Origin of the sequence: Actinospineispora spinosispora DSM 44797 (assembly GCF_000429025.1) — a bacterium.
In the GTDB taxonomy this organism is placed as follows: Bacteria; Actinomycetota; Actinomycetes; order Mycobacteriales; family Pseudonocardiaceae; genus Pseudonocardia; species Pseudonocardia spinosispora.
This window is the reverse complement of record NZ_KE386835.1, coordinates 346,608-370,477: the sequence shown is the minus strand read 5'-3', so window position 1 is coordinate 370,477 and position 23,870 is coordinate 346,608. Positions and strand designations below refer to the sequence as shown.

Annotated in this window: 26 protein-coding genes; 11 read left to right on the top strand and 15 right to left on the bottom strand. The window is 69.6% G+C overall.

Annotated features, from left to right (window positions below; all coding sequences use genetic code 11):
- Positions 1-46: 46 nt before the first annotated feature.
- The 5 genes from G406_RS51915 to G406_RS51910 all read right to left on the bottom strand — a co-directional run bounded on the left by G406_RS51915 (position 47) and on the right by G406_RS51910 (position 4,578).
- The gene (locus tag G406_RS51915; RefSeq protein WP_037080228.1) at positions 47-871 is read right to left on the bottom strand and encodes an ABC transporter ATP-binding protein; all 825 of its coding nucleotides are present in this window, start codon (positions 869-871) and stop codon (positions 47-49) included.
- Positions 868-1,983, bottom strand: a complete 1,116-nt coding sequence (locus G406_RS0135370; protein ID WP_342666267.1) for a FecCD family ABC transporter permease — start codon at positions 1,981-1,983, stop codon at positions 868-870. The genes G406_RS51915 and G406_RS0135370 overlap by 4 nt, the downstream gene beginning before the upstream one ends.
- Entirely contained in the window at positions 1,980-2,996 is a 1,017-nt protein-coding gene (locus G406_RS0135365) for a FecCD family ABC transporter permease (RefSeq protein WP_028937488.1), read from the bottom strand. Before G406_RS0135365 ends, G406_RS0135370 begins: the two co-directional genes overlap by 4 nt.
- 69 nt (positions 2,997-3,065) lie before the next feature.
- A complete protein-coding gene (locus tag G406_RS0135360) occupies positions 3,066-3,815 on the bottom strand; it encodes a cache domain-containing protein (RefSeq protein WP_425414661.1) in 750 nt (249 codons plus the stop codon).
- Positions 3,808-4,578, bottom strand: coding sequence for a FadR/GntR family transcriptional regulator (locus G406_RS51910; protein WP_051343123.1), 771 nt, complete (start codon positions 4,576-4,578; stop codon positions 3,808-3,810). The genes G406_RS0135360 and G406_RS51910 overlap by 8 nt, the downstream gene beginning before the upstream one ends.
- A 120-nt stretch (positions 4,579-4,698) precedes the next feature.
- On the opposite strand from G406_RS51910, the gene G406_RS0135350 reads away from it, so the two are divergent.
- The 5 genes from G406_RS0135350 (at position 4,699) to G406_RS0135330 (ending at position 10,251) form a co-directional block, all read left to right on the top strand.
- Complete coding sequence (locus tag G406_RS0135350; RefSeq protein WP_028937486.1) at positions 4,699-6,120, top strand: gamma-aminobutyraldehyde dehydrogenase; 1,422 nt, start codon at positions 4,699-4,701, stop codon at positions 6,118-6,120.
- A 9-nt stretch (positions 6,121-6,129) separates the two neighbouring features.
- Positions 6,130-7,206 carry an ABC transporter ATP-binding protein gene (locus tag G406_RS0135345; protein ID WP_028937485.1) on the top strand — a complete coding sequence of 359 codons (1,077 nt, stop codon included), beginning with the start codon at positions 6,130-6,132 and terminating at the stop codon, positions 7,204-7,206.
- Positions 7,207-7,216: 10 nt separating this feature from the next.
- Positions 7,217-8,425, top strand: a complete 1,209-nt coding sequence (locus G406_RS0135340) for an ABC transporter substrate-binding protein (RefSeq protein ID WP_028937484.1) — start codon at positions 7,217-7,219, stop codon at positions 8,423-8,425.
- A 146-nt stretch (positions 8,426-8,571) separates the two neighbouring features.
- A complete protein-coding gene (locus G406_RS0135335) occupies positions 8,572-9,435 on the top strand; it encodes an ABC transporter permease (protein ID WP_028937483.1) in 864 nt (287 codons plus the stop codon).
- 9 nt (positions 9,436-9,444) lie between these two features.
- Positions 9,445-10,251, top strand: a complete 807-nt coding sequence (locus G406_RS0135330) for an ABC transporter permease (protein ID WP_028937482.1) — start codon at positions 9,445-9,447, stop codon at positions 10,249-10,251.
- 40 nt (positions 10,252-10,291) lie between these two features.
- On the opposite strand, the gene G406_RS0135325 is transcribed toward G406_RS0135330, so the two are convergent.
- Positions 10,292-10,528 (bottom strand): hypothetical protein, encoded by a 237-nt coding sequence (locus tag G406_RS0135325; protein ID WP_028937481.1) that lies wholly within the window; start codon positions 10,526-10,528, stop codon positions 10,292-10,294.
- Between the two features lie 165 nt (positions 10,529-10,693).
- Here G406_RS0135325 and G406_RS0135320 point away from each other — a divergent pair, with 165 nt between their 5' ends.
- The 4 genes from G406_RS0135320 to G406_RS0135305 all read left to right on the top strand — a co-directional run bounded on the left by G406_RS0135320 (position 10,694) and on the right by G406_RS0135305 (position 13,574).
- Complete coding sequence (locus G406_RS0135320) at positions 10,694-11,071, top strand: hypothetical protein (RefSeq protein WP_028937480.1); 378 nt, start codon at positions 10,694-10,696, stop codon at positions 11,069-11,071.
- On the top strand, positions 11,071-11,628 hold the full coding sequence (locus tag G406_RS0135315) for a DUF6879 family protein (protein WP_028937479.1): 558 nt from the start codon (positions 11,071-11,073) through the stop codon (positions 11,626-11,628). Before G406_RS0135320 ends, G406_RS0135315 begins: the two co-directional genes overlap by 1 nt.
- A 6-nt stretch (positions 11,629-11,634) precedes the next feature.
- On the top strand, positions 11,635-12,510 hold the full coding sequence (locus tag G406_RS51905) for a helix-turn-helix domain-containing protein (protein WP_037080221.1): 876 nt from the start codon (positions 11,635-11,637) through the stop codon (positions 12,508-12,510).
- Positions 12,511-12,677: 167 nt separating this feature from the next.
- Positions 12,678-13,574: a hypothetical protein gene (locus G406_RS0135305; protein ID WP_028937478.1), complete on the top strand. Its 897-nt coding sequence runs from the start codon at positions 12,678-12,680 to the stop codon at positions 13,572-13,574.
- 73 nt (positions 13,575-13,647) lie between these two features.
- Here the strand turns inward: G406_RS0135305 and G406_RS51900 are convergent, their stop codons facing one another.
- Positions 13,648-14,643: a right-handed parallel beta-helix repeat-containing protein gene (locus G406_RS51900; RefSeq protein WP_156935322.1), complete on the bottom strand. Its 996-nt coding sequence runs from the start codon at positions 14,641-14,643 to the stop codon at positions 13,648-13,650.
- Between the two features lie 88 nt (positions 14,644-14,731).
- Between G406_RS51900 and G406_RS0135295 the strand changes: the two genes are divergently transcribed.
- On the top strand, positions 14,732-15,562 hold the full coding sequence (locus G406_RS0135295) for an MBL fold metallo-hydrolase (RefSeq protein ID WP_028937476.1): 831 nt from the start codon (positions 14,732-14,734) through the stop codon (positions 15,560-15,562).
- Here G406_RS0135295 and G406_RS0135290 read toward each other — a convergent pair.
- Genes G406_RS0135290 through G406_RS0135280 form a run of 3 tightly spaced genes read right to left on the bottom strand, consistent with a single transcriptional unit; the run spans position 15,545 to position 18,935 of the window.
- Complete coding sequence (locus G406_RS0135290; RefSeq protein ID WP_028937475.1) at positions 15,545-17,767, bottom strand: heavy metal translocating P-type ATPase; 2,223 nt, start codon at positions 17,765-17,767, stop codon at positions 15,545-15,547. The genes G406_RS0135295 and G406_RS0135290 overlap by 18 nt on opposite strands.
- Complete coding sequence (locus G406_RS0135285; protein ID WP_028937474.1) at positions 17,764-18,645, bottom strand: hypothetical protein; 882 nt, start codon at positions 18,643-18,645, stop codon at positions 17,764-17,766. The genes G406_RS0135290 and G406_RS0135285 overlap by 4 nt, the downstream gene beginning before the upstream one ends.
- Positions 18,646-18,653: 8 nt before the next feature.
- Positions 18,654-18,935, bottom strand: coding sequence for a metal-sensitive transcriptional regulator (locus G406_RS0135280; RefSeq protein ID WP_028937473.1), 282 nt, complete (start codon positions 18,933-18,935; stop codon positions 18,654-18,656).
- Between the two features lie 180 nt (positions 18,936-19,115).
- On the opposite strand from G406_RS0135280, the gene G406_RS0135275 reads away from it, so the two are divergent.
- Positions 19,116-20,078 (top strand): SIS domain-containing protein, encoded by a 963-nt coding sequence (locus tag G406_RS0135275; RefSeq protein ID WP_169736857.1) that lies wholly within the window; start codon positions 19,116-19,118, stop codon positions 20,076-20,078.
- Positions 20,079-20,204: 126 nt separating this feature from the next.
- Here G406_RS0135275 and dmpI read toward each other — a convergent pair whose 3' ends face one another.
- The 5 genes from dmpI to G406_RS51895 form a co-directional block, all read right to left on the bottom strand.
- Positions 20,205-20,387 carry a 4-oxalocrotonate tautomerase DmpI gene (gene dmpI / locus G406_RS0135270; protein WP_028937471.1) on the bottom strand — a complete coding sequence of 61 codons (183 nt, stop codon included), beginning with the start codon at positions 20,385-20,387 and terminating at the stop codon, positions 20,205-20,207.
- Between the two features lie 92 nt (positions 20,388-20,479).
- Positions 20,480-21,349, bottom strand: coding sequence for a LysR family transcriptional regulator (locus G406_RS0135265; RefSeq protein WP_028937470.1), 870 nt, complete (start codon positions 21,347-21,349; stop codon positions 20,480-20,482).
- Between the two features lie 155 nt (positions 21,350-21,504).
- Positions 21,505-22,317: an alpha/beta fold hydrolase gene (locus G406_RS0135260; protein WP_084216619.1), complete on the bottom strand. Its 813-nt coding sequence runs from the start codon at positions 22,315-22,317 to the stop codon at positions 21,505-21,507.
- Between the two features lie 30 nt (positions 22,318-22,347).
- Positions 22,348-22,872 carry a hypothetical protein gene (locus G406_RS0135255; RefSeq protein WP_028937468.1) on the bottom strand — a complete coding sequence of 175 codons (525 nt, stop codon included), beginning with the start codon at positions 22,870-22,872 and terminating at the stop codon, positions 22,348-22,350.
- 91 nt (positions 22,873-22,963) lie between these two features.
- Entirely contained in the window at positions 22,964-23,860 is an 897-nt protein-coding gene (locus tag G406_RS51895; protein ID WP_037080218.1) for a LysR family transcriptional regulator, read from the bottom strand.
- Positions 23,861-23,870: the final 10 nt, after the last annotated feature.

Here is a 23,870-nt window from a genome sequence, read left to right as displayed (position 1 = left end):
ATACCGCGCAAGCTGTGCGAAGTGGGGGCTGGGTGCGCGAAGTGGCCTAGGGCTGGGCCGGGACGCGGGCCCTGTGGCGGCGGCCTATCGGGACGACCAAGGGTGTTCCTGCCACCGGGTCGGTCACGATCTGGGCGTCCAGGTCGAACACCTCTCGCAGCATGTCCTCCGTGAGGACCTCGGCTGGGGTTCCGGCCACCACGATCTTTCCGTCCTTCATGGCCACCAGCCGGCCGGCGTAACGCGCGGCGAGGTTGAGGTCGTGCAGCACCATGACGACCGTCCGGTCCATCTCCTGGTGCAGCCGCTCGACCAGGTCGAGCACGTCCACCTGGTGCGCGAGGTCGAGGAACGTCGTCGGTTCGTCCAGCAGCAGCAGGTCGGTGCCCTGCGCGAGTGCCATCGAGATCCACACCCGCTGGCGCTGGCCGCCGGACAGCGTGTCGACCGTCCGGTCGGCGAAGGCGTCCATGTCGGTCCAGCGCAGAGCCTCGGCGACGGCCGACTCGTCGTCGGTGGACCACTGCCGGTACCAGGCCTGGTGCGGGTGCCGTCCCCGCGAGACCAGGTCGGCGACGGTCAGGCCCTCGGGCGCGACCGGAGTCTGGGGCAGCACGCCGAGGATCTTGGCGACCTCCCGGGTGGGATAGCGGTCGATGCGCTTGCCGTCCAGCAGCACCTGGCCCCGGCGAGGGGCGAGCAGCCGGCCGAGCGCGCGCAACAAGGTCGACTTGCCGCAGCCGTTCGGGCCGATCACGGCCGTGACGGTCCCGTCGAGCACCTCGATGTCGAGGCCGTCCACCACGAGGTTGTCGGCATAGCCGAGCTGCAGGTCGCTCGCCTGCAGCCGGGCTCTCGGTTCTCCAGTCATGCGGTGGTCACCCCACGGTTGCGCCGAACGAGCAGGTAGAGCAGGTAGGGGGCACCGAGCACCATCGTGATGATGCCGACCGGCAGCTGGTCGCCGAACAGCGTGCGGCCGATCAGGTCCGACCCGACGGTGAGCAGCGCGCCGTAGACGGCCGAGGTGAGCAGCGGCGGTCGGGAGGCGCCGACCATGCGCAGCGAGATCTGCGGCACGACGAGCGCGACGAACCGGATCGGGCCCGCGCACGCGGTCGCCACGGCCGCGAGCAGTACGGCGAGCAGCACCAGGACCGTGCGGGACCGGTTCACCGTGACGCCCAGACCGCGCGCGGCGTCGTCGTCCAGCTGGAGTGCGTTCAGCCGGAACGTGAGGATCAGCGCTACCGGCACCAGCAGGACCAGCGCGGCGCCGACCGGGATCACGTGCTCCCAGCCCCGGGCGTTGAGCGAGCCGCGCATCCAGACCAGCACCTGACCCGCTTCGTCGATCTTGGCGATGACCAGCAGCCACGACGTGATGGACAGGCCGACGGCTTCGATCCCCAGGCCGACCAGCACCAGCCGGTAACCGTCCAGGCCGCGCCGATAGGCCAGCCCGTAGACCAGCACGGCGGCGAACAGTCCGCCGCCCAGCGCCGCCGCCGGCACCCCGAGCGTGCCCAGGCCGCCGAGCGCGCCACCGATGCCGGCGGTCGCGCCGCCGCCGAGCACGATGAACAGCACGGCGGCCGCGCTCGCGCCGTCGGTCACGCCGAGCATGTCCGGGCTGGCCAGCGGGTTGCGCGCGATGGACTGCGTGATCGCGCCCGCCACCCCGAGCGCCGCCCCGACCAGGATGCCGGTCAGGGTCCTGGGCAGCCGCAGCTCCAGCACGATGAAACGTTGCGCGCCGTCACCACCGCCGACCATCGTGCGCAGGACGTCGACCAGCGAGATCGGGTAGTCGCCCCGGCCGATGTTGAGCGCCGCGAGCAGCACGACCAACCCGACGCCGAGCAGCGTGATGAGGATCAGCCGGGGCCGCCAGACGCCGGAGAACCGGCCGACCCGCAGCGCGGGCCTGCTCGCGACGGTGCCCGGGGTGATCGTCGTGCTCCGCGTTCGCAGGTGAGTCACAGCTTCATCATCTTCTTGCGGCGGACCAAGGCGACGAAGAACGGTGCGCCGATCAGGCTGAGCACGATGCCGACCTGCAGCTCGGCCGGTCGGACCACGATCCGCCCGATGACGTCGGAGGCCAGCAGCAGCACCGCGCCGGCCAGCGCGGACGCCGGCAGCAGCCACCGGTGGTCCGGGCCGATCAGGTAGCGCACGACGTGCGGGACGACCAGACCGACGAAGCTGATCGGGCCGCAGGCGGCCACCGCGCCTCCGGTCAGCAGGGTGATCGCGACGAGACCGGTCCACCGCGCGACCTGAAGGTTCTGGCCGAGGCCGCGCGCAACATCGTCACCGAGGGACAGCAGGTTCAACGCGGGCGCGTTGATCGCCGCGAGCAGCAGCCCGACCAGCAGGAACGGTGCGACCTGTGCGCCGATACCCAGGTCGCGGTCGGCGAGCGAGCCGACCGACCAGAACCGGTAGGCATCCAGCGTGCGATCGTCGGACAGGATCATGATCGAGGTCAGCGCGACCAGCAGCTGGCTCACCGCGACACCGGCCAGCGCGAGCGTGACCGGCGTGGGTCCGCCGCGGCTGAGCGAGCCGAGCATGAAGACCAGCACGCTCGCGCCGAACGCGCCGGCGAAGGCGAACCAGACGTAGCCGTACAGGCTGCTGATGCCCAGCACGTTGATGCCGAACACGACGAGGAACGCGGCGCCGCCGCTCACCCCGAGCAGTCCCGGCTCGGCGAGCGGGTTACGCGTGTGGCCCTGCATGAGCGCGCCCGCGACACCGAGCGCCATGCCGACGCCGATGCCGAGCAGCGTCCGGGGCACCCGCAGCGACAGGATCACGACGTCGTTCTCGGTGCCGCTGGGGGAGTGAAATGCGTGCCAGACCTGGTCCAAGGGGATCGGCTTGGCGCCGACCGAGATGCTGGCGATCGCGGCCAGAATCACCAGCCCCAGCAGTACCACGACGAAGCCGATGCGTCGTGATCGCTCGCCTAGTCCGCCGCTCACCATACTTAGGAAAGACTAACAAACCTTCCCTGAACATCCCGTGAGTGATTCGGGCTGCCCTGGCAGCCCACATCACTCACGGGTGGGGTGGGTGACCAGCAGGGCCAAGGGGGTGTCGGTGCAGCGGTGCAGGGTTGTGCCGGGCCGGGGCTGTTCCGTTCCCGACCACCAGGCGGGGATGTTCACCTCACGGATCAGGGAGCCCGTCGCCTGGCGCGCCGAGGTGGACACGACGACCCTGCCCTGCGCGTTGACCAGCGCCGCCCGTCCGTCCAGCCGGCGCAGCGCGGGGAGCAGCAGGCGCTCCACGGTGGTGACGAACACGTCCGCGCCGACGATCCCGGCGAACGCCGACCGGCCCTGGACCGGGATCGTGAAGGTCAACGTGTACTCGTCGGTACACAGGTAGTCGACGTACGGACCGTTGATGTGCCTGCGGCCGGTGTCGCGGGGCACGGTGAACCAGGACTGCCTGGTGTAGTCGAGGAACGCGTCGCTGTTCGGGTCCAGGCTGATGAAAAGCTGCTCGGGGCCTGCCCGGTCGGCCGTGGTCCACCATTCGAAGCCGAAGCGCTGGTCGGCGAGGGTGTCCGGAGCCGCGACGAACCCGCCGCCGATCACCACGTCGTCCAGCATGTCGATGACCAGCGGATCCAGCCGGTCCAGGTCGGAGGCGGCGGCGGGGGCCGCGAGCAGTGACTCGGCGGCGGCGAGCACGGGCGTGAGCCCGTCGAAGATCCCCTCGACCAGCCGGGAGACCTGCTCGACGATCTCGGCAGCCGCGCTGTCGAGATCGGTCCGCGCGCTCGTCACATCACTCACCTCGAAGCGAGGAGTCTAGAGCACTCCCCGGGGATTCGATCAGCTCGAAGTGCAGCTCGACGAGCCGGTCGACGGCGTCCAGGATGTGCTCCTCGGTGAGCGTACGGGCCAGCGCGCCGTCACCGCGTGCGATCGCCGAGGTGATCTCCCGATGCGCCGTGTGCGCCTCGGTCGATCCGTCGTGCCCGACGGGTAACCACAGCAGTCCGCCCGCTTCGCCTTGCAGGGCCAGCTCCTGCTGGGTCAGGCGCGGGGACTGCGCCGCCGCGGCGACCTCCAGATGGAAGTGTCGTTCTGCGCGAGCAGCGGCCGGGCCGGTCGCGGCCCGGATGTCCTCGGTGGCCAGCTGCAGCCGGGCGATGTCCTCGACCGACGCCCGGTCGGCGGCGAGCTTGGCCGCCGCGCCCGCCACGGCGAGGTAGTGGTCGCCGACGTCGCGCAGCTCGCTCAGCGACGTGGCGCGCAGCCGGTCCTGCCATGGGCTCGCACCCGAGGGCGCGCGGACGAAGCTGCCACCGCCGCGTCCTCGCCTGGTCTCCACGAGACCCTGCTGGCGCAGTGCGACGAGCGCTTCCCGAACGGTCACCGTGGACACACCGAACTGGCTGGCCAGCTCGGTCTCGCTGGGCAGCTGTTCGGCGTCGGTCAGCAGCCCGAGGGTGATCGCGTCGACCAGGCGGCGCGTGACGGCCTCGGCGCGTCCGGTCTGTTCCAGTGGAGCGAACAGCGCGGCGCGGGCACTGTGCGGCACCCGCTTGCCCACGGCAACCCCCTCCACTCGACCGGGCAGATCTCGAGGCGAGTTTACCCCGTTGTCATTTGAAATATGGTCTTATATGTTTAAGGCTTGAGAGTGTCCCAAGTCACTGACAGGAGCGGGTTCGTGCAGCAGTTGAGGAACTTCATCGACGGCGAGTCGGTCGACGCCGCGTCCGGCGCACAGGCCGACGTGATCGACCCGACCACCGGCCTTCCGTACTGCACCGCGCCGGTGAGCAGCGCCGAGGACGTCGACCGCGCGGTCCGCGCGGCCGCGACCGCCTTCGAGTCCTGGGGATCGACCACTCCGGCGCAGCGCCAGCTCGCGCTGCTCAAGATCGCCGACGCGGTCGAGGCGAGGGCCGACGAGCTGGTCAAGGTCGAGTCGGCCAATACCGGCAAGCCGCTGGCGCTGACTGCGTCGGAGGAGCTGCCCGCCGTCGTCGACCAGCTCCGGTTCTTCGCCGGTGCCGCACGAGTGCTCGAAGGTCGCGCGGCCGGCGAGTACATGGAGGGTTACACCTCGTTCGTGCGCCGCGAGCCGATCGGTGTCTGCGCGCAGGTCACGCCATGGAACTACCCGCTGATGATGGGCATCTGGAAGATCGCGCCCGCGCTCGCGGCCGGCAACACCGTAGTGCTCAAGCCGTCCGACACCACCCCGGCCTCGACCGTCCTGCTCGCCGAGATCTGCGCCGAGTTCCTGCCGAAGGGCGTGTTCAACGTCGTCACCGGCGACCGGGACACCGGCCGCGCGCTCATCGAGCACCCGATCCCGGCGATGGCCTCGATCACCGGCTCGGTCCGCGCCGGTATGGAGGTGGCCGGCTCAGCCGCCGCCGACCTCAAGCGCGTGCACCTGGAGCTGGGCGGCAAGGCCCCGGTCATCGTCTTCGCCGATGCGGACCTGGAGAAGGCCGCCGAGGAGATCGCGGTGGCCGGCTACTTCAACGGCGGCCAGGACTGCACCGCCGCGACCAGGGTGCTGGTGGCGCGTGAGGTGCAGGACGACTTCATCGCGGCGCTGACCACGCAGGCCGCCGCCACGAAGACCGGCCTGCCGGACGACGAGGACGTGCTCTACGGGCCGCTCAACAACGCCGCCCAGCTGGAGAAGGTCAGCGGCATGGTCGGCAGGATCCCGGACCACGCGTCGATCGCCAACGGCGGCTCGCGGGTCGGGGACCAGGGCTACTTCTTCGCGCCGACAGTCGTGTCCGGGCTGCGCCAGGACGACGAGCTCAGCCAGAACGAGATCTTCGGCCCGGTCATCACCACCCAGGCCTTCGACTCCGACGACGAGGCGCTGGCCTCGGCGAACGGCGTGCAGTACGCGCTGGCCTCCTCGGTGTGGACGAAGGACCACGCCAGGGCGATGCGGTTCGCCGCGAAGCTCGACTTCGGCTGCGTGTGGATCAACACGCACATCCCGCTGGTCGCGGAGATGCCGCACGGCGGGTTCAAGCACTCCGGTTACGGCAAGGACCTGTCGATGTACGGCTTCGAGGACTACACGCGCATCAAGCACGTCATGTCGGCCCTCTAGGAGAACCGGATGCCCAACCAGGCCCCCGTCGTGCCCACCGACGACCCGCGCACGGTCGACACCGGCGAGCCCGCGATCCGGCTGCGCGGACTGCGCAAGGAGTTCGGGTCCGTCACCGCGGTCGACGGTGTCGACCTGGACATCCCGCCGGGCGAGTTCTTCTCGATGCTCGGCCCGTCCGGGTCCGGCAAGACGACCGTGCTGCGGCTCATCGCCGGGTTCGAGCTGCCCACCGCGGGTGTGGTCGAGCTGGACGGGCGGGACGTCAGCAGGCTCGCGCCGTTCGACCGGGACGTCAACACGGTGTTCCAGGACTACGCGCTGTTCCCGCACATGACCGTGCGGCAGAACGTCGAGTACGGGCTGCGGGTCAAGGGCGTGCCGAAGGCGCAGCGGCAGGAGCGCGCCGCCGAGGCGCTGCGGTCGGTGCACCTCGGTGAGCACGGCAGCCGTAGGCCGAGTCAGCTGTCCGGCGGCCAGCGGCAACGGGTGGCGCTGGCGAGGGCGCTGGTCAACCGGCCCAAGGTGCTGCTGCTCGACGAACCGCTCGGCGCGCTGGACCTGAAGTTGCGGCTGGCGATGCAGACCGAGCTCAAGGCGCTGCAGCGCGAGGTCGGCATCACGTTCATCTTCGTCACGCACGACCAGGACGAGGCGCTGACCATGAGCGACCGGATCGCGGTGTTCAACGAAGGACGCATCGAGCAGGTCGGGACGCCGGTGGAGGTGTACGAGCGGCCGGCGAGCGCGTTCGTCGCCGGGTTCGTCGGTACGTCGAACCTGCTGCGCGGGCCCGCCGCCGAAGCGGTGATCGGCCGCTCGGGTGTCTACAGCATCCGGCCGGAGAAGATCCGCCTCGATGAGCGGTTGTCCGAGCCCGCCACGGACGGCGAGACCAGCGCGACCGGCGCGGTCACGAACGTCGTGTACGCCGGCGCGACCGTGCGCTACGAGGTGTCGCTCGACGCCGGTGGTCAGCTGTCCGTCGTGCACCAGAACGTGGCCGACGCACCGCACCGGCCGGGGACCCGGGTTCGGCTGAGCTGGCGCCACGACCACAACTTCCGCGTTCCGGACGAGAACTGAAAGGCCAGTCATGAGAAGACGGAAACTGCTACTCGCCGGGGTGCTCTGCGCGAGCCTCCTGGCGGCGGGATGTGGCACGTCCGGGAGCGGCGGCTCGTCGGGCGCGGCGCCCGGTGGACAGGGGTTCACCCCGCCGAAGCTCGAGCCGCTCGCCGCGCTGGGCCAGCCGGAGGGGCAGCTGAGCGTGCTGGCCTGGCCGGGCTACGCGGAGAACGGGTCGAACGATCCGGGCGTCAACTGGGTCACGCCGTTCGAGCAGGAGACCGGCTGCAAGGTCAGCGTCAAGACGTTCGGCACCTCCGACGAGGCGCTGAGCCTGATGAAGACCGGGCAGTACGACGTGGTGTCCGCCTCCGGTGACGCGTCGTTGCGGCTCATCGCGTCCGGTGACGTCGAGCCGGTCAACACGTCGCTGGTGCCGAACTACGCCGACATCCAGCCGTTCCTCAAGGACAAGCCGTGGAACAGCGTGAACGGCACGATGTACGGCATCCCGCATGGCTGGGGCGCGAACGTCCTGGCCTGGCGCACCGACAAGGTGACCCCGGCGCTCACGTCCTGGTCGGCGATGTTCGACGCGAACTCGCCGTACAAGGGCAAGATCATTGCCTACGACTCGCCGATCTACATCGCGGACGCCGCGCTGTACCTGATGGCGCACCAGCCCGACCTGGGCATCAAGAACCCGTACGCGCTGGACGAGAAGCAGTTCCAGGCCGCGGTCGGTCTGCTCAAGCAGCAGCGTCCGCAGGTCAGCGAGTACTGGTCGGACTACCTGAAGGAAGCGCAGTCGCTGAAGAACGGTGACGGCGTCGTCGGTACCGCGTGGCAGGTGACGGTCAACCAGGTCCAGAAGGACGGCGCCCCGGTGCAGTCGGCCGTGCCCAGCGAAGGTGCGACCGGGTGGTCCGACACCTGGATGCTCGCCACCAAGTCGGCGCACAAGACGTGTGCCTACAAGTGGATGAACCACATCACCGACCCCAAGGTGCAGGCGCAGGTCGCCGAGTACTTCGGTGAGGCGCCTGCCAACTCCAAGGCGTGCGCGCAGACGTCGGACAAGAACTTCTGCGCCGGCTACCACGCGGACGACGCGGACTACGCCTCGAAGATCCACTACTGGACCACGCCGATCACCCAGTGCCTCGACGGTCGCACGGACACCAAGTGCACCGACTACGGCGAGTGGACCAGGGCCTGGACCGAGATCAAAGGCTGACCCCCCCGTGAGTGGCGAGTGGTTCTACCGCGAAGCGGCGCCGAAGGCGTAGCACCAGTCCGCACTCACGACCGCTTTTTGGTCGTGAGTGCGGAGTGGCGCTATAGGACCACTCGCCACTCACGGGTAGTAGACGGGAGCACCACATGAGGCGAGCAGCAGCCGCGTACCTGTACCGCAAGCCGAACCTGCGGCTCGGGATGCTGCTGTCCGCGCCGCTGCTGTGGCTCGGCCTGGCGTACCTCGGTGCGCTCGCGGCACTGTTCATCACCGCGTTCTGGACGGTGGACACGTTCACCGGCCAGGTCCAGGTGTCCTGGTCACTGGACAACTTCGCCACCCTGGTGACCGACTCGGTGTACCGGACGATCACGCTGCGCACCCTGGGCATCGCGGTGCTGGTGACGCTGATCGACGCGGTGATCGCGTTCCCGATGGCGTTCTGCATGGCCAAGCTCGCCTCGCCCGCCGCGCAGCGTGTGCTGGTGATCGCGGTGATGACGCCGCTGTGGGCGAGCTACCTGGTGAAGGCCTACGCGTGGCGCAGCATGCTGTCCGGCAACGGCTTCCTGCACTGGTTGCTGTCGCCTCTCGGGCTGGACAGCCCCGGCTACGGGCTCACCGCCACGATCATCACGCTGGCCTACCTGTGGCTGCCGTACATGATCCTGCCGATCTACGCGGGCCTGGAACGGCTGCCCGACTCGCTGCTCGCCGCGTCCGGTGACCTCGGGGCAAAGCCCGCGCGGACGTTCACCTCGGTGGTGCTGCCGCTCGCGTTCCCCGCCGTCGTGGCGGGCTCGATCTTCACGTTCTCGCTGACCCTGGGCGACTACATCGCCGTGACCATCGTCGGCGGCACCAGCCAGATGCTCGGCAACGTCGTCTACAGCAACATCGGCGCGGCGAACAATCTGCCGTTCGCGGCGACCGTGGCGCTCGTCCCGGTCGTGATCATGCTCGTCTACCTGGCCGCCGTGCGTCGCACCGGCGCGCTGGACAACCTGTAGGGGCGTCTCGTGACGATCTCCCGGACCACGAGGTACGTGCTGTTCGGCGCGCTGGCGCTGGGCCTTGCGGTGATCTACTTCCCGCTGCTGCTCGTACTGGTCAACTCGTTCAACGCCGACACCTCGTTCGGCTGGCCGCCCGCGCACCTGACGCTCGAGTGGTGGGAGCGGGTCACCGGCAACGCCGGCGCGCTGAACGCGCTGTGGACGAGCATCCGCGCGGGTGTCGCGGCGACCGCGATCGCGCTGGTCCTCGGCACGATGGCCGCCTTCGCACTGCAGCGCTACCGGTTCTACGGGCGCGACTCGGTGTCGTTGCTGCTGATCCTGCCGATCGCGCTGCCCGGCATCGTCACCGGTATCGCGCTGAACAACGCGTTCCGCACGATCCTGGGAATCGACCTCGGCCTGTTCACCGCGATCGTCGCGCACGCCACGTTCTGCATCGTCGTGGTGTTCAACAACGTCGTGGCCAGGCTGCGCCGCATGGGTGGCAGCCTGGAGGAAGCCTCGATGGACCTCGGCGCGGACGGCATCACGACGTTCCGCCTGGTGACCTTCCCGATGCTGCGCTCGGCGCTGCTCGCGGGCGGTCTGCTGGCGTTCGCGCTGTCCTTCGACGAGATCATCGTGACCACGTTCACCCTCGGCACCGGCATGGAGACCCTGCCGATCTGGATCCTGAACAACCTGTTCCGCCCCAACCAGGCCCCCGTGGTCAACGTCGTGGCCGCGATCCTGGTGGTCTTCTCGACGGTCCCCGTCTACCTGGCCCAGCGCCTCTCCGGCGACAACACCTCCGGCGGCCGCCTCTGACCGGGCCGGCGCGCTCGTGAGCGACGCCGACCCGGCTTGGCTATCCGCGTAGCGGTGTGACGTCTGCGTGTCGATCACACCAGGAGGCAGCCGCTCTCGCGCACGAGTAGTGCACGCACGGCCACTTCACTCCCTGCACACCGCCACAGCCGGCACAGTCGCCGTTGTCGGACCGGGTGTGCGCGGCCAGCACTCCCTCGACCATCCCCGGTTGAACCAGCATGAACTCCACCACGAAGTTCAGGTCCCCCATACCGAACCCCCCGTCGGCGGTCATCCGAGCCGCACCACAGTCCTGCACAGCGAGAGCACCGCACCATGTACTCGCTCCATCACACGTAATCTGTCCACGACCGGATCCCTCCAAGATCTAGTCACCGAGGCCTCGGCGGCCGCAATCCGCCGGGGCCTCCTCGTCGTTTCTGGCTCAGGAGTGAGTCAGGTGTCGGAGTATGCAGACTTCAGTCAACTATTACAAGCGCACCTGAAGAGGCTGAACTGCCCGAAGGTCGATGGCAAAATTCAGATAGAGGTTGACTATCCTCATGTACGCGATATATTCGATCTCAACGGCCTGCTGGGTGAGGGGACTTTTGTGGCAGAGAACGTCGACTACACGATCCGAGTGCTGTGGGGCTCCTGCGGGGACGACGAGACCTGCCCCATGCTGGGGACCGTGCCCGCACGTCCGGGGAAGGTGCAGGGAGTTGCTCGTCTGGTCACTGAGCCTGACCTACTCGCTGCCTACGCCCGGCACATCGGACCGGGAGAGGCGCTGTTCGAGATGGACGAGGGGATGATCTTCGGGGTGACCGGCTGATGATGAACGTCGTCGAGCTGCGTGACTTCATTCGTACCAACTTCACCGCAACCGCGTACCGCTGGGAACGGCTGCCGATCTATGAAGTTGACTCAGACGGCAGCGACTACGGTCGCTACCTCGCTGGAGAAGCTGAGCCGACCGTGGCGCGCAAACAGCCTTGGCTGGACCGTCTCGCCTCGGAAAGGGCGCGGGGTCTCTATCGGCATCGGGTGCGGCTTCTGCACGAGCCGATACACGACTATGAGCGGTACGAGTGTGAGTGGGCTTACGTGCTCAATGGGCGCGCGGGTGAAGACGTCCGGATTCTGCGGCAAGGGGAACATCAGCTGCCCTCGATCCTGGTTGATCACGACTATTGGTTGATCGATGACACGCATCCGGTGCGGATGCACTACGCCGAGACCGGTGAGTTCCTCGGTGCCACACTGGAGCCGTCCATGCTCGACATGTATCGAAGTAGTCGTGACGCCGCATGGGCGATGGCCGAGCCCTTCACCGACTGGTGGGGTCGGCACCCCGAACTCGCGCGGAGCAGGTACGGAAAGGTGTCTTAGCCACGAATGGCACGCGGTAGGCGAAAGGCAAGGGAGGAGCTCGACGAACTGTCGCGGCTCCTCCTTGACCTGCGCGAACGTGCAGATCTCCGCCAACCTGACGCCGCGCGCCACGCGGGTCTGACGCAATCGATGCTTTCTCGAATCGAAACCGGCCGGAAGGTCCCGGACGTGGTGACGGTCCGTGCGTTGGCCGCGCTGTACCGGTCGTCGCCCGCCGAGCGGGAGCGGCTGGTGGAGTTGGTATCGATTATGGAGCCTGCTCGGCTCGACTCCCGCCTGGTCATGCAACGCGGCAATAACCTGCATTTCCAACAGCGGATGAAGGATGTCGAGGCATCATCCGGCCACGTGCGTTCCTTCCACCCGGGCATGGTGCTGGGGGTGCTCCAGACCGTGCCTTACGCCCTGACAGTGTTTACCGCGCCGCGCCCCAGCAGACCGGCGAATGCGGATCCGCCTGCGGAACTTGCCGCCAGCCGTGCAAGTCGCTACCCACAGCTGGCCGCGGATGGCGGGCGCTCGTGGACTTTGATTCAGACCGAGGGCGCACTGAACTGGCATGTGGGTTCACCGGCTGTCATGGTCGAACAGCTGGCCCAGATCGCGGAGGCCTGCACCTTGCCGCACGTCCGTCTGGGCATCATTCCGGCACGCACGCTCTCGCCTGTGTTCGCACCGCACGGGTTCCATTTGTACGACGCGCGCGCAGCGCTGATCGCTACCAAGACCGCCACCGCACTGTCCACCGATCAGCGTGATCTCGACGACTATCTCGCGCTTTTCGCCGAGCTGGAGAAGCTGGCTGTCTTCGGCGAACAAGCCGTCGAGGTCATTCGTCGGGTATCGCAGGACTATCAGGATCTGCAGTCCTCGCAGTAGGCGCAACCACTTCGCAGACCCTCACGTTGCGTCGCAGACGCTGCAGTGTCTGCGACGCGACACGAAGCTCTGCGAGGGCTCGCGGAGTTGTGCACATCGAGCCGAGTTGTCCACAGACGTGCAGGTCAGCGCCCACAAAGCCGAAGAAATGCGGCACGGTGGTCGGCATGGATGATCTCGCGCTCCACCGGCGCCGTGGGCTGCTCGACGCCGGCTTCACCGATGCCGAGCTGAGACAGCTGCGCAAGACCGGTGAGCTGACCATGATCCGGCGCGGCAACTACCTGGCCGGTCCCGAACCGGACGACGATGCCGATCGGCACCGGCTGCTCGTCGGTGCCTCGTTGGGCGAGCTGGCGCACGGTGCCGTGTTGAGCCACGCTTCGGCCGCGGTGATGCACGGTCTGCCAGTGTGGGGGATGCCGCTCGATCGTGTGTCGGTGACCCGGGACCGGCGGTCGGGTGCCCGGCGGAGCGCGCGGGTCCATATGCACGCCGCGCCGCTCGGCCCAGACGATCTGTGCGAAATGGACGGATTCTCGACGACATCGATCGCGCGAACGGTCCTCGACGTCGCGCGATCGGCACCGTTCGAGGCGGCCATCGTGACCGGTGACGCCGCTGTACGGCTGATCACCTCGACGGAGCTGGCGAGCGCGTTGGCCGAGGCCTCCCGGCGCCCGGGATGCGCCAGGGCACGGCGGGCGGTCGGATTCATGAACGGGCTGAGCGAGAGCGTCGGTGAGTCACGGAGCCGGGTGGCCATCGCGCTGGCCGGGCTGCCACCACCGGTACCGCAGTGGGAGGTGCGCTCGCCGTCGGGACGGTTCATCGGCCGGACGGATTTCGCCTGGCCGGAGCACGGGGTTCTCGGTGAGTTCGACGGGAAGGTCAAGTACGGGCGACTGCTGGGGCCAGGTCAGGCGGCATCAGAGATCGTGTACCGGGAGAAGCTGCGCGAGGACGAGCTCCGTGCCGAGGGCTTCACCATGGTCCGCTGGACCTGGCAGGACCTGGCAGCTTTCGCCCCGGTCGCGGCCCGCCTGCGGCGTGCTCTCGGCTGACTTCGCAGAGCTTCGTGTCGTGTCGCAGACACTGCAGTGTCTGCGACACGACACGAAGCTCTGCGAAGTCGGATCAGGGTGGGCCGCCGGACGGGGGGCCCTGGTAGCCGGTGCGGGAGGAGGCGTCCATGCCCACCTCGAACTGGACGCCGGCGTGCAGCTTGTTGCCGCTGATCTTCGCGCCGCTCGTGCCGTTCTGCAGCGCGAAGGCGTGGTCCGCGCCGACGATCTCGTTGTTGGTGAGCGTCACGCGGCTGACGTCGTCGATCAGGACCGCCTGCGCGGCGCGGTTGGCGCAGTAGTTGTTCGAGTAGGTGATGTTGCTGGTGGAGCCCACACCGCTGCCGTCGCCCGCCTCGCTGTTGGGGCCCTCGACGATCAGGCAGTTGTTGTCGATGTCCTCGCAGCGGTTGTTGTCGATCAGGATCCGCTGACTGGCCGGGTTGTCGGAGTCGGTGGCGAAGGTCTGCATGCAGTCCGCGTGCGCGTGGTTGGCGTTGCGGGTGTGCGCGATCGTGTTGTGCCGGATGACGATGTTGCTGCCCCAGAACCGGATTCCGTCGCCGTCGTCGCCCTGCGGGCTCATCACGGTGGAGTTCTCCAACGTGATCGTGTTGCCGCTCAGCACCACGCCGGGCGCGGGCGGACGGATCACGTTCACTCGGGACACCGTCACGTAGTTGGCCTCGATCCCGATGCCGGTGACGCTCGTGGTGCCGTCGCCGAGCACCCGGATCGGGGCCTGGGCCGTGCCGGAACGGCTGATCGATAATCGGGCGCCCAGATTGCCGTGCAGACAGATCGTGCTGCCCGGAGTCGCCGCGGCCAGGGTCGGCCGGAGTGCGGTGCCGACGGTCACGGTGCTCGTGCAGCCGGTCGGCGCGGCGATCGGGCGGATCGCGCCCGGTGGTGGCGGCGGGACGGGTTTCGGCGGCGGTGTCGGGGACGGGCTCGGCGCCGCCGAGGTCACGGGCGGAGGAGCGACCGGCTCAGGTGCGGCGGAACAACCGGCGGCCAGCGTCACGGCGCACAGGGTGACCAGCGACAACCGGGTGATTGCACTGGGCATGCTCGTGGTTATAGCAAACCCGGGTGATTCCCGTGCCGCCGGTGTCGTGTGTCCAGGTCAGACTGGACGTACACCGTAAGCTGCTCACATGCGCATCCATCACCTGAACTGCGGGACCATGCGGCCGCTCGGCGGCACGCTGTTCGACGGCAATCCCGGTGTGCTGCGCCGGGCCGAGATGGTCTGTCACGTCCTGCTGCTCGAGACCGAGGACGGCCTGGCCCTGATCGACACCGGCATCGGCACCCAGGCCACCAGCCGGCCGAACGAGTGGCTGGGCAGGTCGTTCTGCTTGGCGATCGCCCCGACCAGGGACCGCGCGGAGAGCGCCGTCGAACAGATCGTGCGGCTCGGCCTCGACCCGGCGGACGTCCGGCACATCGTGCTGACCCACCTCGACCTCGACCACGCCGGCGGGCTCGCGGACTTCCCGGACGCCGTGGTCCACATCTACTCCGACGAGCTGGACGCGATGCAGTCGCCGCGCAACCGCGCGGAGAAGGAGCGCTACCGGCCCCAGCAGTTCGCGCACGGGCCGAAGTTCCGCGCCTACCGCACCGAGGGCGACCCGTGGTTCGGCTTCGACGCGGTGCGCGAGCTGGACGGGCTCGGGTCGGACGTCCTGATCGTGCCTCTCGTGGGGCACAGCCGCGGCCATGCCGGTGTCGCGGTGAGGAACGGCGACGGATGGGTGTTGAGCGCGGGCGACTCGTACTTCTTCCACGGCGAGCTGGAGGCGGCACCCAGCTGTCCACCCGGTATCGCGGTGTTCGAGACGCTCATGCAGGCCCAGCGTGGCCCGCGCGTCGACAACCAGAACCGCCTGCGCACGCTGGTCGCCGAACACGGTGCCGAGGTGAGCGTCTTCAGCGCCCACAGCAGCACCGAGTTCAGTCGCTCACTAGCGAAAGGAGCGTAGGCGCAGGCTGTTGGCCACGACGAATGCCGAGCTGAACGCCATGGCCGCCCCGGCGATCATCGGGTTGAGCAGGCCCATCGCGGCGAGCGGCAGCGCCGCCAGGTTGTAGACGAACGCCCAGAACAGGTTGCCCCTGATCGTGCCAAGCGTGCGCCTGGCCAGCCGGATCGCGTCGGCGGCGGCGGACAGGTCGCCCCTGGTCAGGGTGATGTCGCTGGCCTCGATCGCCACGTCGGTGCCGGTTCCCATGGCGATGCCCAGGTCGGCCTGGGCGAGCGCGGCGGCGTCGTTCACCCCGTCGCCGACCATGGCGACGACCTTGCCCTGTTCCTGCAGCCGCTTGACCACGTCGACCTTGTCGGCGGGCAGCACCTCGGCGATCACCTCGTCGATGCCGACCACGGCCGCGACCGCCTGTGCCGACGCCGTGTTGTCGCCGGTGAGCAGCACCGGCCGCAGCCCGAGATCGCGCAACGTGGCGATCGCCCGCTCCGAGCTGGGCTTGATGGTGTCCGCGACGACCAGCACGGCCCGCGCGGCGCCGTCCCACGCGACCACGACCGCGGTGTGCCCCAAGGACTCGGCCTCGGTCTTCGCGGCGTCGAGCTCGGGGGACAGCGGTTCGTCCAGCAGCGCAGGGCGACCGACGACCACCGCGTGGCCCTCGACCGTCCCGCGCACCCCGAGCCCTTCGGAGTTGGCGAAGTCGGTGACCCGGGGAAGCGGCCCGACCCGCTCCTCGGCGTCCCGCGCGATCGCGGCCGCGATCGGGTGCTCGGACGCGCTCTCCACGGCGCCGGCCAGGCGCAGTGCCACGTCCTCGTCGGTGTCGCCGCTGTGGACCGCGATCAGACTCATCCGGCCCGCGGTGACGGTGCCGGTCTTGTCGAGCACGACGGTGTCCACCCGCCGGGTGGACTCCAGCACCTCCGGGCCTTTGATCAGGATGCCGAGCTGGGCGCCGCGCCCGGTGCCGACCAGCAGCGCCGTCGGAGTGGCGAGCCCGAGCGCGCACGGGCAGGCGATGATCAGTACGGCGACCGAGGCGGTGAACGCCGTGGCCGCGTCGGCTCCCGCGCCCAGCCAGAACGCGAGCGTGCCGACGGCGAGCGCGATGACGATCGGGACGAAGACCCCGGAGATGCGGTCCGCGAGCCGTTGCACGGCGGCCTTGCCGGTCTGCGCCTCCTCGACGAGCCTGCCCATCTGGGCGAGCTGGGTGTCCGAGCCGACCCGGGTGGCCACCACCACGAGCCGGCCGCCCGCGTTGACGGTCGCGCCGACGACGGTGTCGCCCTCGCGGACCTCCACCGGCACCGACTCGCCGGTGAGCATGCTCGCGTCCACCGCGGAGCTGCCCTCCTCGACGGTCCCGTCGGTGGCGATCTTCTCGCCGGGACGCACCACGAACCGGTCGCCGACCGCGAGCTGCTCGATGCGGATCCGCTGTTCGACGACCTGGCCGTCGACGGTCCGCAGCACGGCGACGTCCTTCGCGCCCAGTTCCAGCAGTGCACGTAGCGCGGCGCCAGCACGACGCTTGGACCGGGACTCGAAGTACCGGCCGGCGAGGATGAACGTCGTGACACCCGCCGCGACCTCGAGATAGATGTTCGCGGCACCGTCACCGGGCGCGATGGTCAGCTCGAACGCGTGGACCATGCCCGGCGTGCCCGCCGTGCCGAACAGCAGCGCGTAGAGCGACCAGCCGAACGCGGCCAGTACGCCCATCGAGATCAGCGTGTCCATGCCCGCAGCGCCGTGGCGCAGGTTCATCCACGCGCTCCGGTGGAACGGCAGCGCCGCCCACACCACGACCGGCGCGGCCAGCACCAGGGAAATCCACTGCCAGTAGGTGAACTGCAGAGCCGGGACCATGGCCAGTGCGATGACCGGCACCGACAGCACCGCACTGACCAGCAGCCGGGTGCGCGCCGGGTCCGCCGCCTCGGCCTCCGGCTCGGGCGCTGTCGTTTCGGGCAGGGCAGCGTGGTAGCCGGCGGCCTCGACCTGGGCGAGCAGCGTCGACGGGTCGACACCGGTGGGCGCGAGGACGCGGGCCTTCTCGGTCGCGTAGTTGACCGTCGCGGTGACGCCGTCGAGCTTGTTGAGCTTGCGTTCGATGCGGTTGGCACAGGAGGCGCAGGTCATGCCCTCGATGGCCAGCTCGATGTCGGTGACGGTGTGCTGTTCGGTGGTGCTCACCGTGTTCCTCCCTCGGTCTCGGTGGTACTCACGGTGAACGTCGCGGTGTGCACCGCGCCGCCGTGGGAGAAGTCGAGGAACAGCCGATAACTGCCGGTGGTGGGTACCTCGGTGTCGAACCTGATGCTCGGTCCGGGGAGCGTGTGACCGTCGCCGGGCGCGCCGTCCGGATGGACGTGCAGGTAGGCGAGGTCGCCCTCGCGCAACGCGACGAGGTGCCCGTACGCGGCGAGGTAGGGCTGCAGGTCGGTGACCGCGCGGCCGTCCTTGCGCACGGTCACGGTCAGCGGGGACACCCGCCCCGGTGTCAGCGTGCCGTCGAGGCTCACCTGGTAGCCGTCCACCTCCGAGACGCGGCTCGGCTGGTGGGTGACCGGCTGGAAGTCACCGGGCACCGCGAGGTCGACACCCAACGTCAGTCCGAGCCGTCCGGCGGGCACGAAGTCGGCGAAGGCGCGATAGCTGCCGCCCGCCGGCAACGTCAGCGGAACGGTCCAGGTGCCGTCCGGCGCCATCTGAGGGTGGACGTGCTGGAAGCCGGTGGTGTCGCGGCGCACCACGATGAGGTGCATGAGCTTGTCGTGCTCGATGTCGAACGCCGTGTGCGGTGCCCCGTTCGGCCCGAGGATCCGGAAGGCGAAGGTGCCCGGTGCGGCGGCGACCGGCTCGAACGTGTAGCCGCTGCTGTGCGAGGCGAGCCCGCCCGGCAGCTGGGTGACGGCCGAGGAGGACCCGTGGCTGTGCGCGCCCGCCGAGTGCGATTCCGCCGCCGCCGGGGTGGTCCTGAGCGGACCGACGGCGGAGCCGATCGTGGCGCCGATGCCCGCGACCACCGCGAGCGCGGCGGCGTAGGTGGCGAGTCGGGTTGCGGTGTTCATCGGATCGCTCAGGACCTGACCAGGCGCGCGATCGCGGCGCTCGCCTCGGCGACCTTCCGGTCGGCGACGAGACCGCCTTCCGCGACCGCCTCGACGACGCAGTGTTTGAGGTGCTCGTCGAGCAGCCCGAGGGCGACCGCCTCGAGGGCCTTCGTCGCGGCGGAGACCTGGGTCAGTACGTCGATGCAGTACTGGTCGGTCTCGATCATCCGGGCGATACCCCTGACCTGGCCCTCGATCTTGCGCATGCGCTTGAGATACGAGTCCTTGTCCTCCGCGTACCCGTTCACGGTCCGCCCCTTCCGATCATCCGACGACTCGAACGTACCATACCCCCCTAGGGTTAATACGATACCGCGGTTGGGTATCTGATGGAGTGGACTGCTGGAGTCCCGGCGAACTGGACCTGGGCGCCGGGCCCGCCGACTCCCTACCGTCCTGCTCAGGTACCCGGACGTGAGGAGATGGTGATGTCAGCCCCAGCAGCCGCCGACAGCAGGATGTGGGCGACCATGAGCGGACAGTCCGCCGCGCTCGCGCAGCTCATCGCGGAACCCGGTCCGGTCGCGGCGGTCTCGGAACGCCTCGCCGGGCGGCGGGTGCTGGTGATCGGCACCGGCACGAGCTGGCACGCCGCGGCGCAGGGAGCCGCGTTGTTGCGCCGCTCGGGGACGACGGCGAGCGCGGCGCAGTCGGTCGACGTGGCGACCGAGGCCGCGTTGCTCGACGACGTCGACGTGGTGGTCGCCATGACCCACACCGGCGCCAAGCGGTTCACCGCCGAGGCGATCACCCTGGCCGGCGAGCGTGGCCTGGACGTCGTGCGGATCAGCGGGCTGGACGCGGCCGAGGCCGACCTGCGCACCGTGCCGAAGGAGACCTCCGCCGCATACACCGCGAGCCACCTCGCCGCGTTGCTGCGCCACGCCCAGCTCGCCGAGGCGCTCGGCGCGGACCTCGGCTCGCTCGCGGACATCCCGAAGGTCGTGCAGGCCGCCGTCGACACCTCGCCCTCGGTGACACCGCCCGAGCGGCTGATCGAGCTGATCGGCGCCGGGATCAACCAGTGGACCGCCGCCGAAGGGGCGCTCAAGATCCGTGAGGCGGCCTACGTGGCGACCGAGGGACTGTCGGTCGAGCAGTTCCTGCACGGCCCGTCGGTGGCGTTGCGGGCGAACGACCACCTGGTGTGCCTGGACGGCGGCGGCTCGCAGTCCCAGCGCACCCGGGACATCGCGAAGGCCGCCGAGCAGGCGGGCGTCCCGACCACGACGATCATGAACCACGACCTGAGCGAACCCCTGTCGATCTTCCCCCTGACGGCGGCCGTCCAACGCATAGCCCTGGACGCGGCGGGGTCCCTGGGTACGAACCCCGACACCTTCGGCAGGGACGTCCCCGGCCGAGAGCCCTGGAAGACGGTCACTCTCTGAGAGAGCACACGCCGCGCCTGGCACCCCAACAGCCCCGTTCGCGCCGCCTCGCAGAGGCTCGTGTCGCGTCGCAGACACTGCAGTGTCTGCGACGCGACGTGAAGCTCTGCGAAGTCGAGTCCGTGCCTACTTGTCGGCGATCAGCTTCCCCGCCGCTGCCCAGCTGTCCGTGGGGACCTCGTGAATCCACACCTGCACCGCCTCGGCGGGGATGGACAGCGAGCTCACGAACGCGTCGGTGACCTGCTTGACCAGCTCACGCTTAAGCTCGATGCTGCGCGGGCCCTGCTGGATGGTGACGATCGGCATGTCCTGCTCCCGGTACTCGGTGGTGTTGCTGACAGGGAGAAGTCCATCGCGGATCGACGGCCCGACCAAGGTGCACTCCGAGCTGGCAGCGATCACGAATCGTGATCGCGGCTGGCCTGGATGAGCGGGTTGAGCCACGGCGGCCTGCCCGAGGAGGGCACCGCGAGGTAGGTGGTGATCGCCAGCGCGGGGCGGGTCGGCCGGAACGCGATCATCGGGTGGCGCAGGACGCGCGAGTGCGAGTCGTACACCGGCGTCCACGACGTGGCGTCGGCACCGATCAGCGCGAGGCTGTTCTGCAGGCCGTTCGACGGCGGCCCGAGCGTCGGGGTGAACCCGGAGTCGTGACAGGCCGACATGACCTGGTCGAACAGCGGCGGGTTCGCCGTGCGGTCGGTGAGGCGCAGGGTGAGGTCGGCGAGACCGGCCAGTTCCACCGTGGCCTGCTCGGCCAGCGGATGGCCCGCCGGTAGCGCGGCGACGATGCGGTCCTCCCACACCGGGATGAGTCGCAGCTCAGGGCTCTGCGCGATCCCCCGGACGTAGGTCGCGTCCAGGCTCCCGGCGCGGACCCGGTCCAGTCTGGCTCGCGTGCTCGCGTACTCCAGCTCGACGGTCAGGCCCGGCATCAGCGTGGCCATCGAGGCGAGCACCCGGCCCAGATGGTCGCCGAGTCCCTCGCTGGTGCCGAGCTGGATGGTCGTGCCACCGGCGCCGACCGACTCACGCGCCCGCTGCGCAGCGGCGAGCGTCGCGCGCGCCTCGGGAAGGAAGCGTTCACCGTCGGTCGTCAACCTGACCCGCCGAGGGGTCCGGTCGAACAGCTCGACGCCCAGGTCGCGCTCCAGCCGCCGGATCTGCTGGCTCACGGCGGGCTGCACGATGTTGAGCCGCTCGGCCGCCCGTCCGAAGTGCAGCTCCTCCGCGACCGTGACGAAGTACCGCAGCTGCCGCAGCTCCATGCTCAGTCTCTTCCTGCCGCTACGGCGAGAAGGCTACTGGCCGCGCGGGACGCGCCGAAGGCTCAGCGCGACGACAGCGGCGAAACTGAGGGCTACGGCCGTAATGCTCAGGTTCAGGCCGAGCCGCTGGTCCGGAAGGGTGACGAGCGGGGCCCTCAGGCGTGCTTGGTGAGGAAGGCGCGCAGGTGGGGGTTCACGGCGCCCGCGTCGGTCAGGCTCAGGAAGTGCGCGCCGCCGTCGACGACGACCAGCGGCTCGGCGTGCGGCACCGACTCGACGATCTCGGCACCCCGGCACACCGGGTAGGCGACGTCCGCCGAACCGTGCAGGACCAACACCGGGCAGCGCACCTCGCCGAGCCGGTCGAGCAGCCCGTCACGGCTGACCAGGGTGTCCATGATGCGCCCGAGGCGTTCACCGGAGACCGCGCGCCACTTGGTCTTCCAGTCCCGCGCCGGCATGTCGCCGAGGCAGATCGTGGCGACCGTGTCGAGCAGCTGCTCGGCCGGGCCTTTCGCCGCCCAGGTCTTCGCCAGGCCCCGGTAGTTGTCGGCGATCTCCGCGACCTCGGCCGCGGCGGACGTGCCGAGCAGGGTCAGCGCCGAGATGCGATCCGGGGCCAGCAGCGCCATCCGCATCGCGACGAACCCGCCCTGGCTGGTGCCGACGACCGCGGCCCGCCCGATGTTCAGCTCGTCCAACAGCGCGAGGACGTCCCGCGCGACGTCCCAGTAGTCGAACGGTCCGGCGGCGGGGGTCTCGCCGTGGCCGCGTTCGTCGACCGTGATGAGCCGGAAGTCGCGGCCCAGCTCTGCGACCTGAGGGGCGAACATGTCGGTGTCCATCAGGAAGGCGTGCAGCAGCACCACGACCGGACCGGCACCACCGTGGTCCACGTAGTGCAGCCGCTGGCCGTTGTTGACGGTCACCGTCGAACCCATGATCACTCCCGTCTCACCGAACGACATCCGAAGGGAGTCTGGCACGGTATCCGGTGCTCAGGTCCCGTAGACAGGTCTTGTTGCCGAACCCTGACACTTCCGCTCGGAAGTGTCGGTGCGCGGGGCCGGAACCCGGGCGGGTCTCGGCGCTAACTCGGCCGGGATCGGTGGCGAGTACGGCACGAGCTGATGAGCGTGTGCGGTCGCGGTGTGGCCGGTGGTGAACTGGACGACGAACTCGGTCGGGCCGACACGGCCGATGACGAGTCCGAGCGCGCCGGCGCGAATGCGGCGCCAGCGGCGGCCGAGTGGTTCGGTCGTGGCCACCTTGTCGCCCAGGTCGAGCCCGGGCGCCCGACGGACGGGCCGCCGCTGAGCGGGAGGTCTGCGCCGCTCCGCGATCGCGTCCGGGGTGGGCCACGCGATGACGTCGCGCGCCGGGACCTGCTGGATTCGGCTACCGATCTGGACTCGGATCACCGGCCACGGTGCGGTCGACTGGACCTCGCCCTTGGCGATGCCGAACCAGGTGATGCCCTCGGCATCGACAAACGCGACGGTGTCTCCGGTCGTGATGCTCATGTGCGCGCTCGCTTCGTCGTGTGTCCGCGCCGGTGTTCCGTCCGGACTTTATCGAGCGTCCGAGGGGTGAGCGAGGAACCTTTGCACACGCTTAAGGCCGTTTACCGGCGTCTGCCCAGTCGGTCAGGAACCGGTGGCATCGGCGCGCGGCGGGGCCGAGCGGCCGGTCGCGCAGGTGCAGCACGCCGACCGGGCGGCTGATCGGCGACGGTGAGATCGGGTGGACCGCCACCTGCGGGCCGGGTGCTTCGGCGACCGAACGGGCCAGCAGCGCGACGCCGAGACCGTGGCTGACCAGCTCGCGCAGCTGCGGCACGATGGTCGTCTCGTAGCGCACGGTCGGGGCGAAACCGGCGGCCGCACATGCGTCGTCGAGTCTGCGGCGCAGTCCGCTCTCGGCGGGGAGGCAGGCGAACACCTCGTCGCGGACGGCGCTCAGGGGCAGCCCGTCGCGCCCCGCCAGCGGGTGCTCCGGCGCGGTGATCAGCACCAGCTCGTCGTCGAACAGCGGGTGCTCGACGATCCGGTCGAACCGTCCACCCGGCAGCGGGCCGATCGCCAGGTCGATCACGTCGTCGTCCAGGTCGGTGATCAGCTGGGCGAGGCGCCCGGCCGTCAACGACAGCTCCACATCGGGGAACTCGCGGTGGAACGCGGCGAGTGCCTCGGCGAGCCGGAACGGCCCGGTCGCCTGGATCGAGCCGATCCGGACGCGCCCGCGCAGCTCACCCGCGAGCAGCGCCAGATCGTCCCGGACCCCGTCCAGCTCCTCGAACACCCGCCGGGCGCGGCCCAGCACGAGCTCGCCCGCCCTGGTCAGCCGTACCCGCCGGGTGGTGCGTTCCAGGAGCGTCACGCCGAGCTCGGCCTCCAGCTTGCGCAGCTGCGCGGACACCGCCGGCTGCGCCACCCGCAGCTGCTCGGCCGCGCGGGTGAACCCACCGTGGCGGACCACCGCATCGAAGTAGACGAACTGGCGTAGCTCCACCGATTCATCG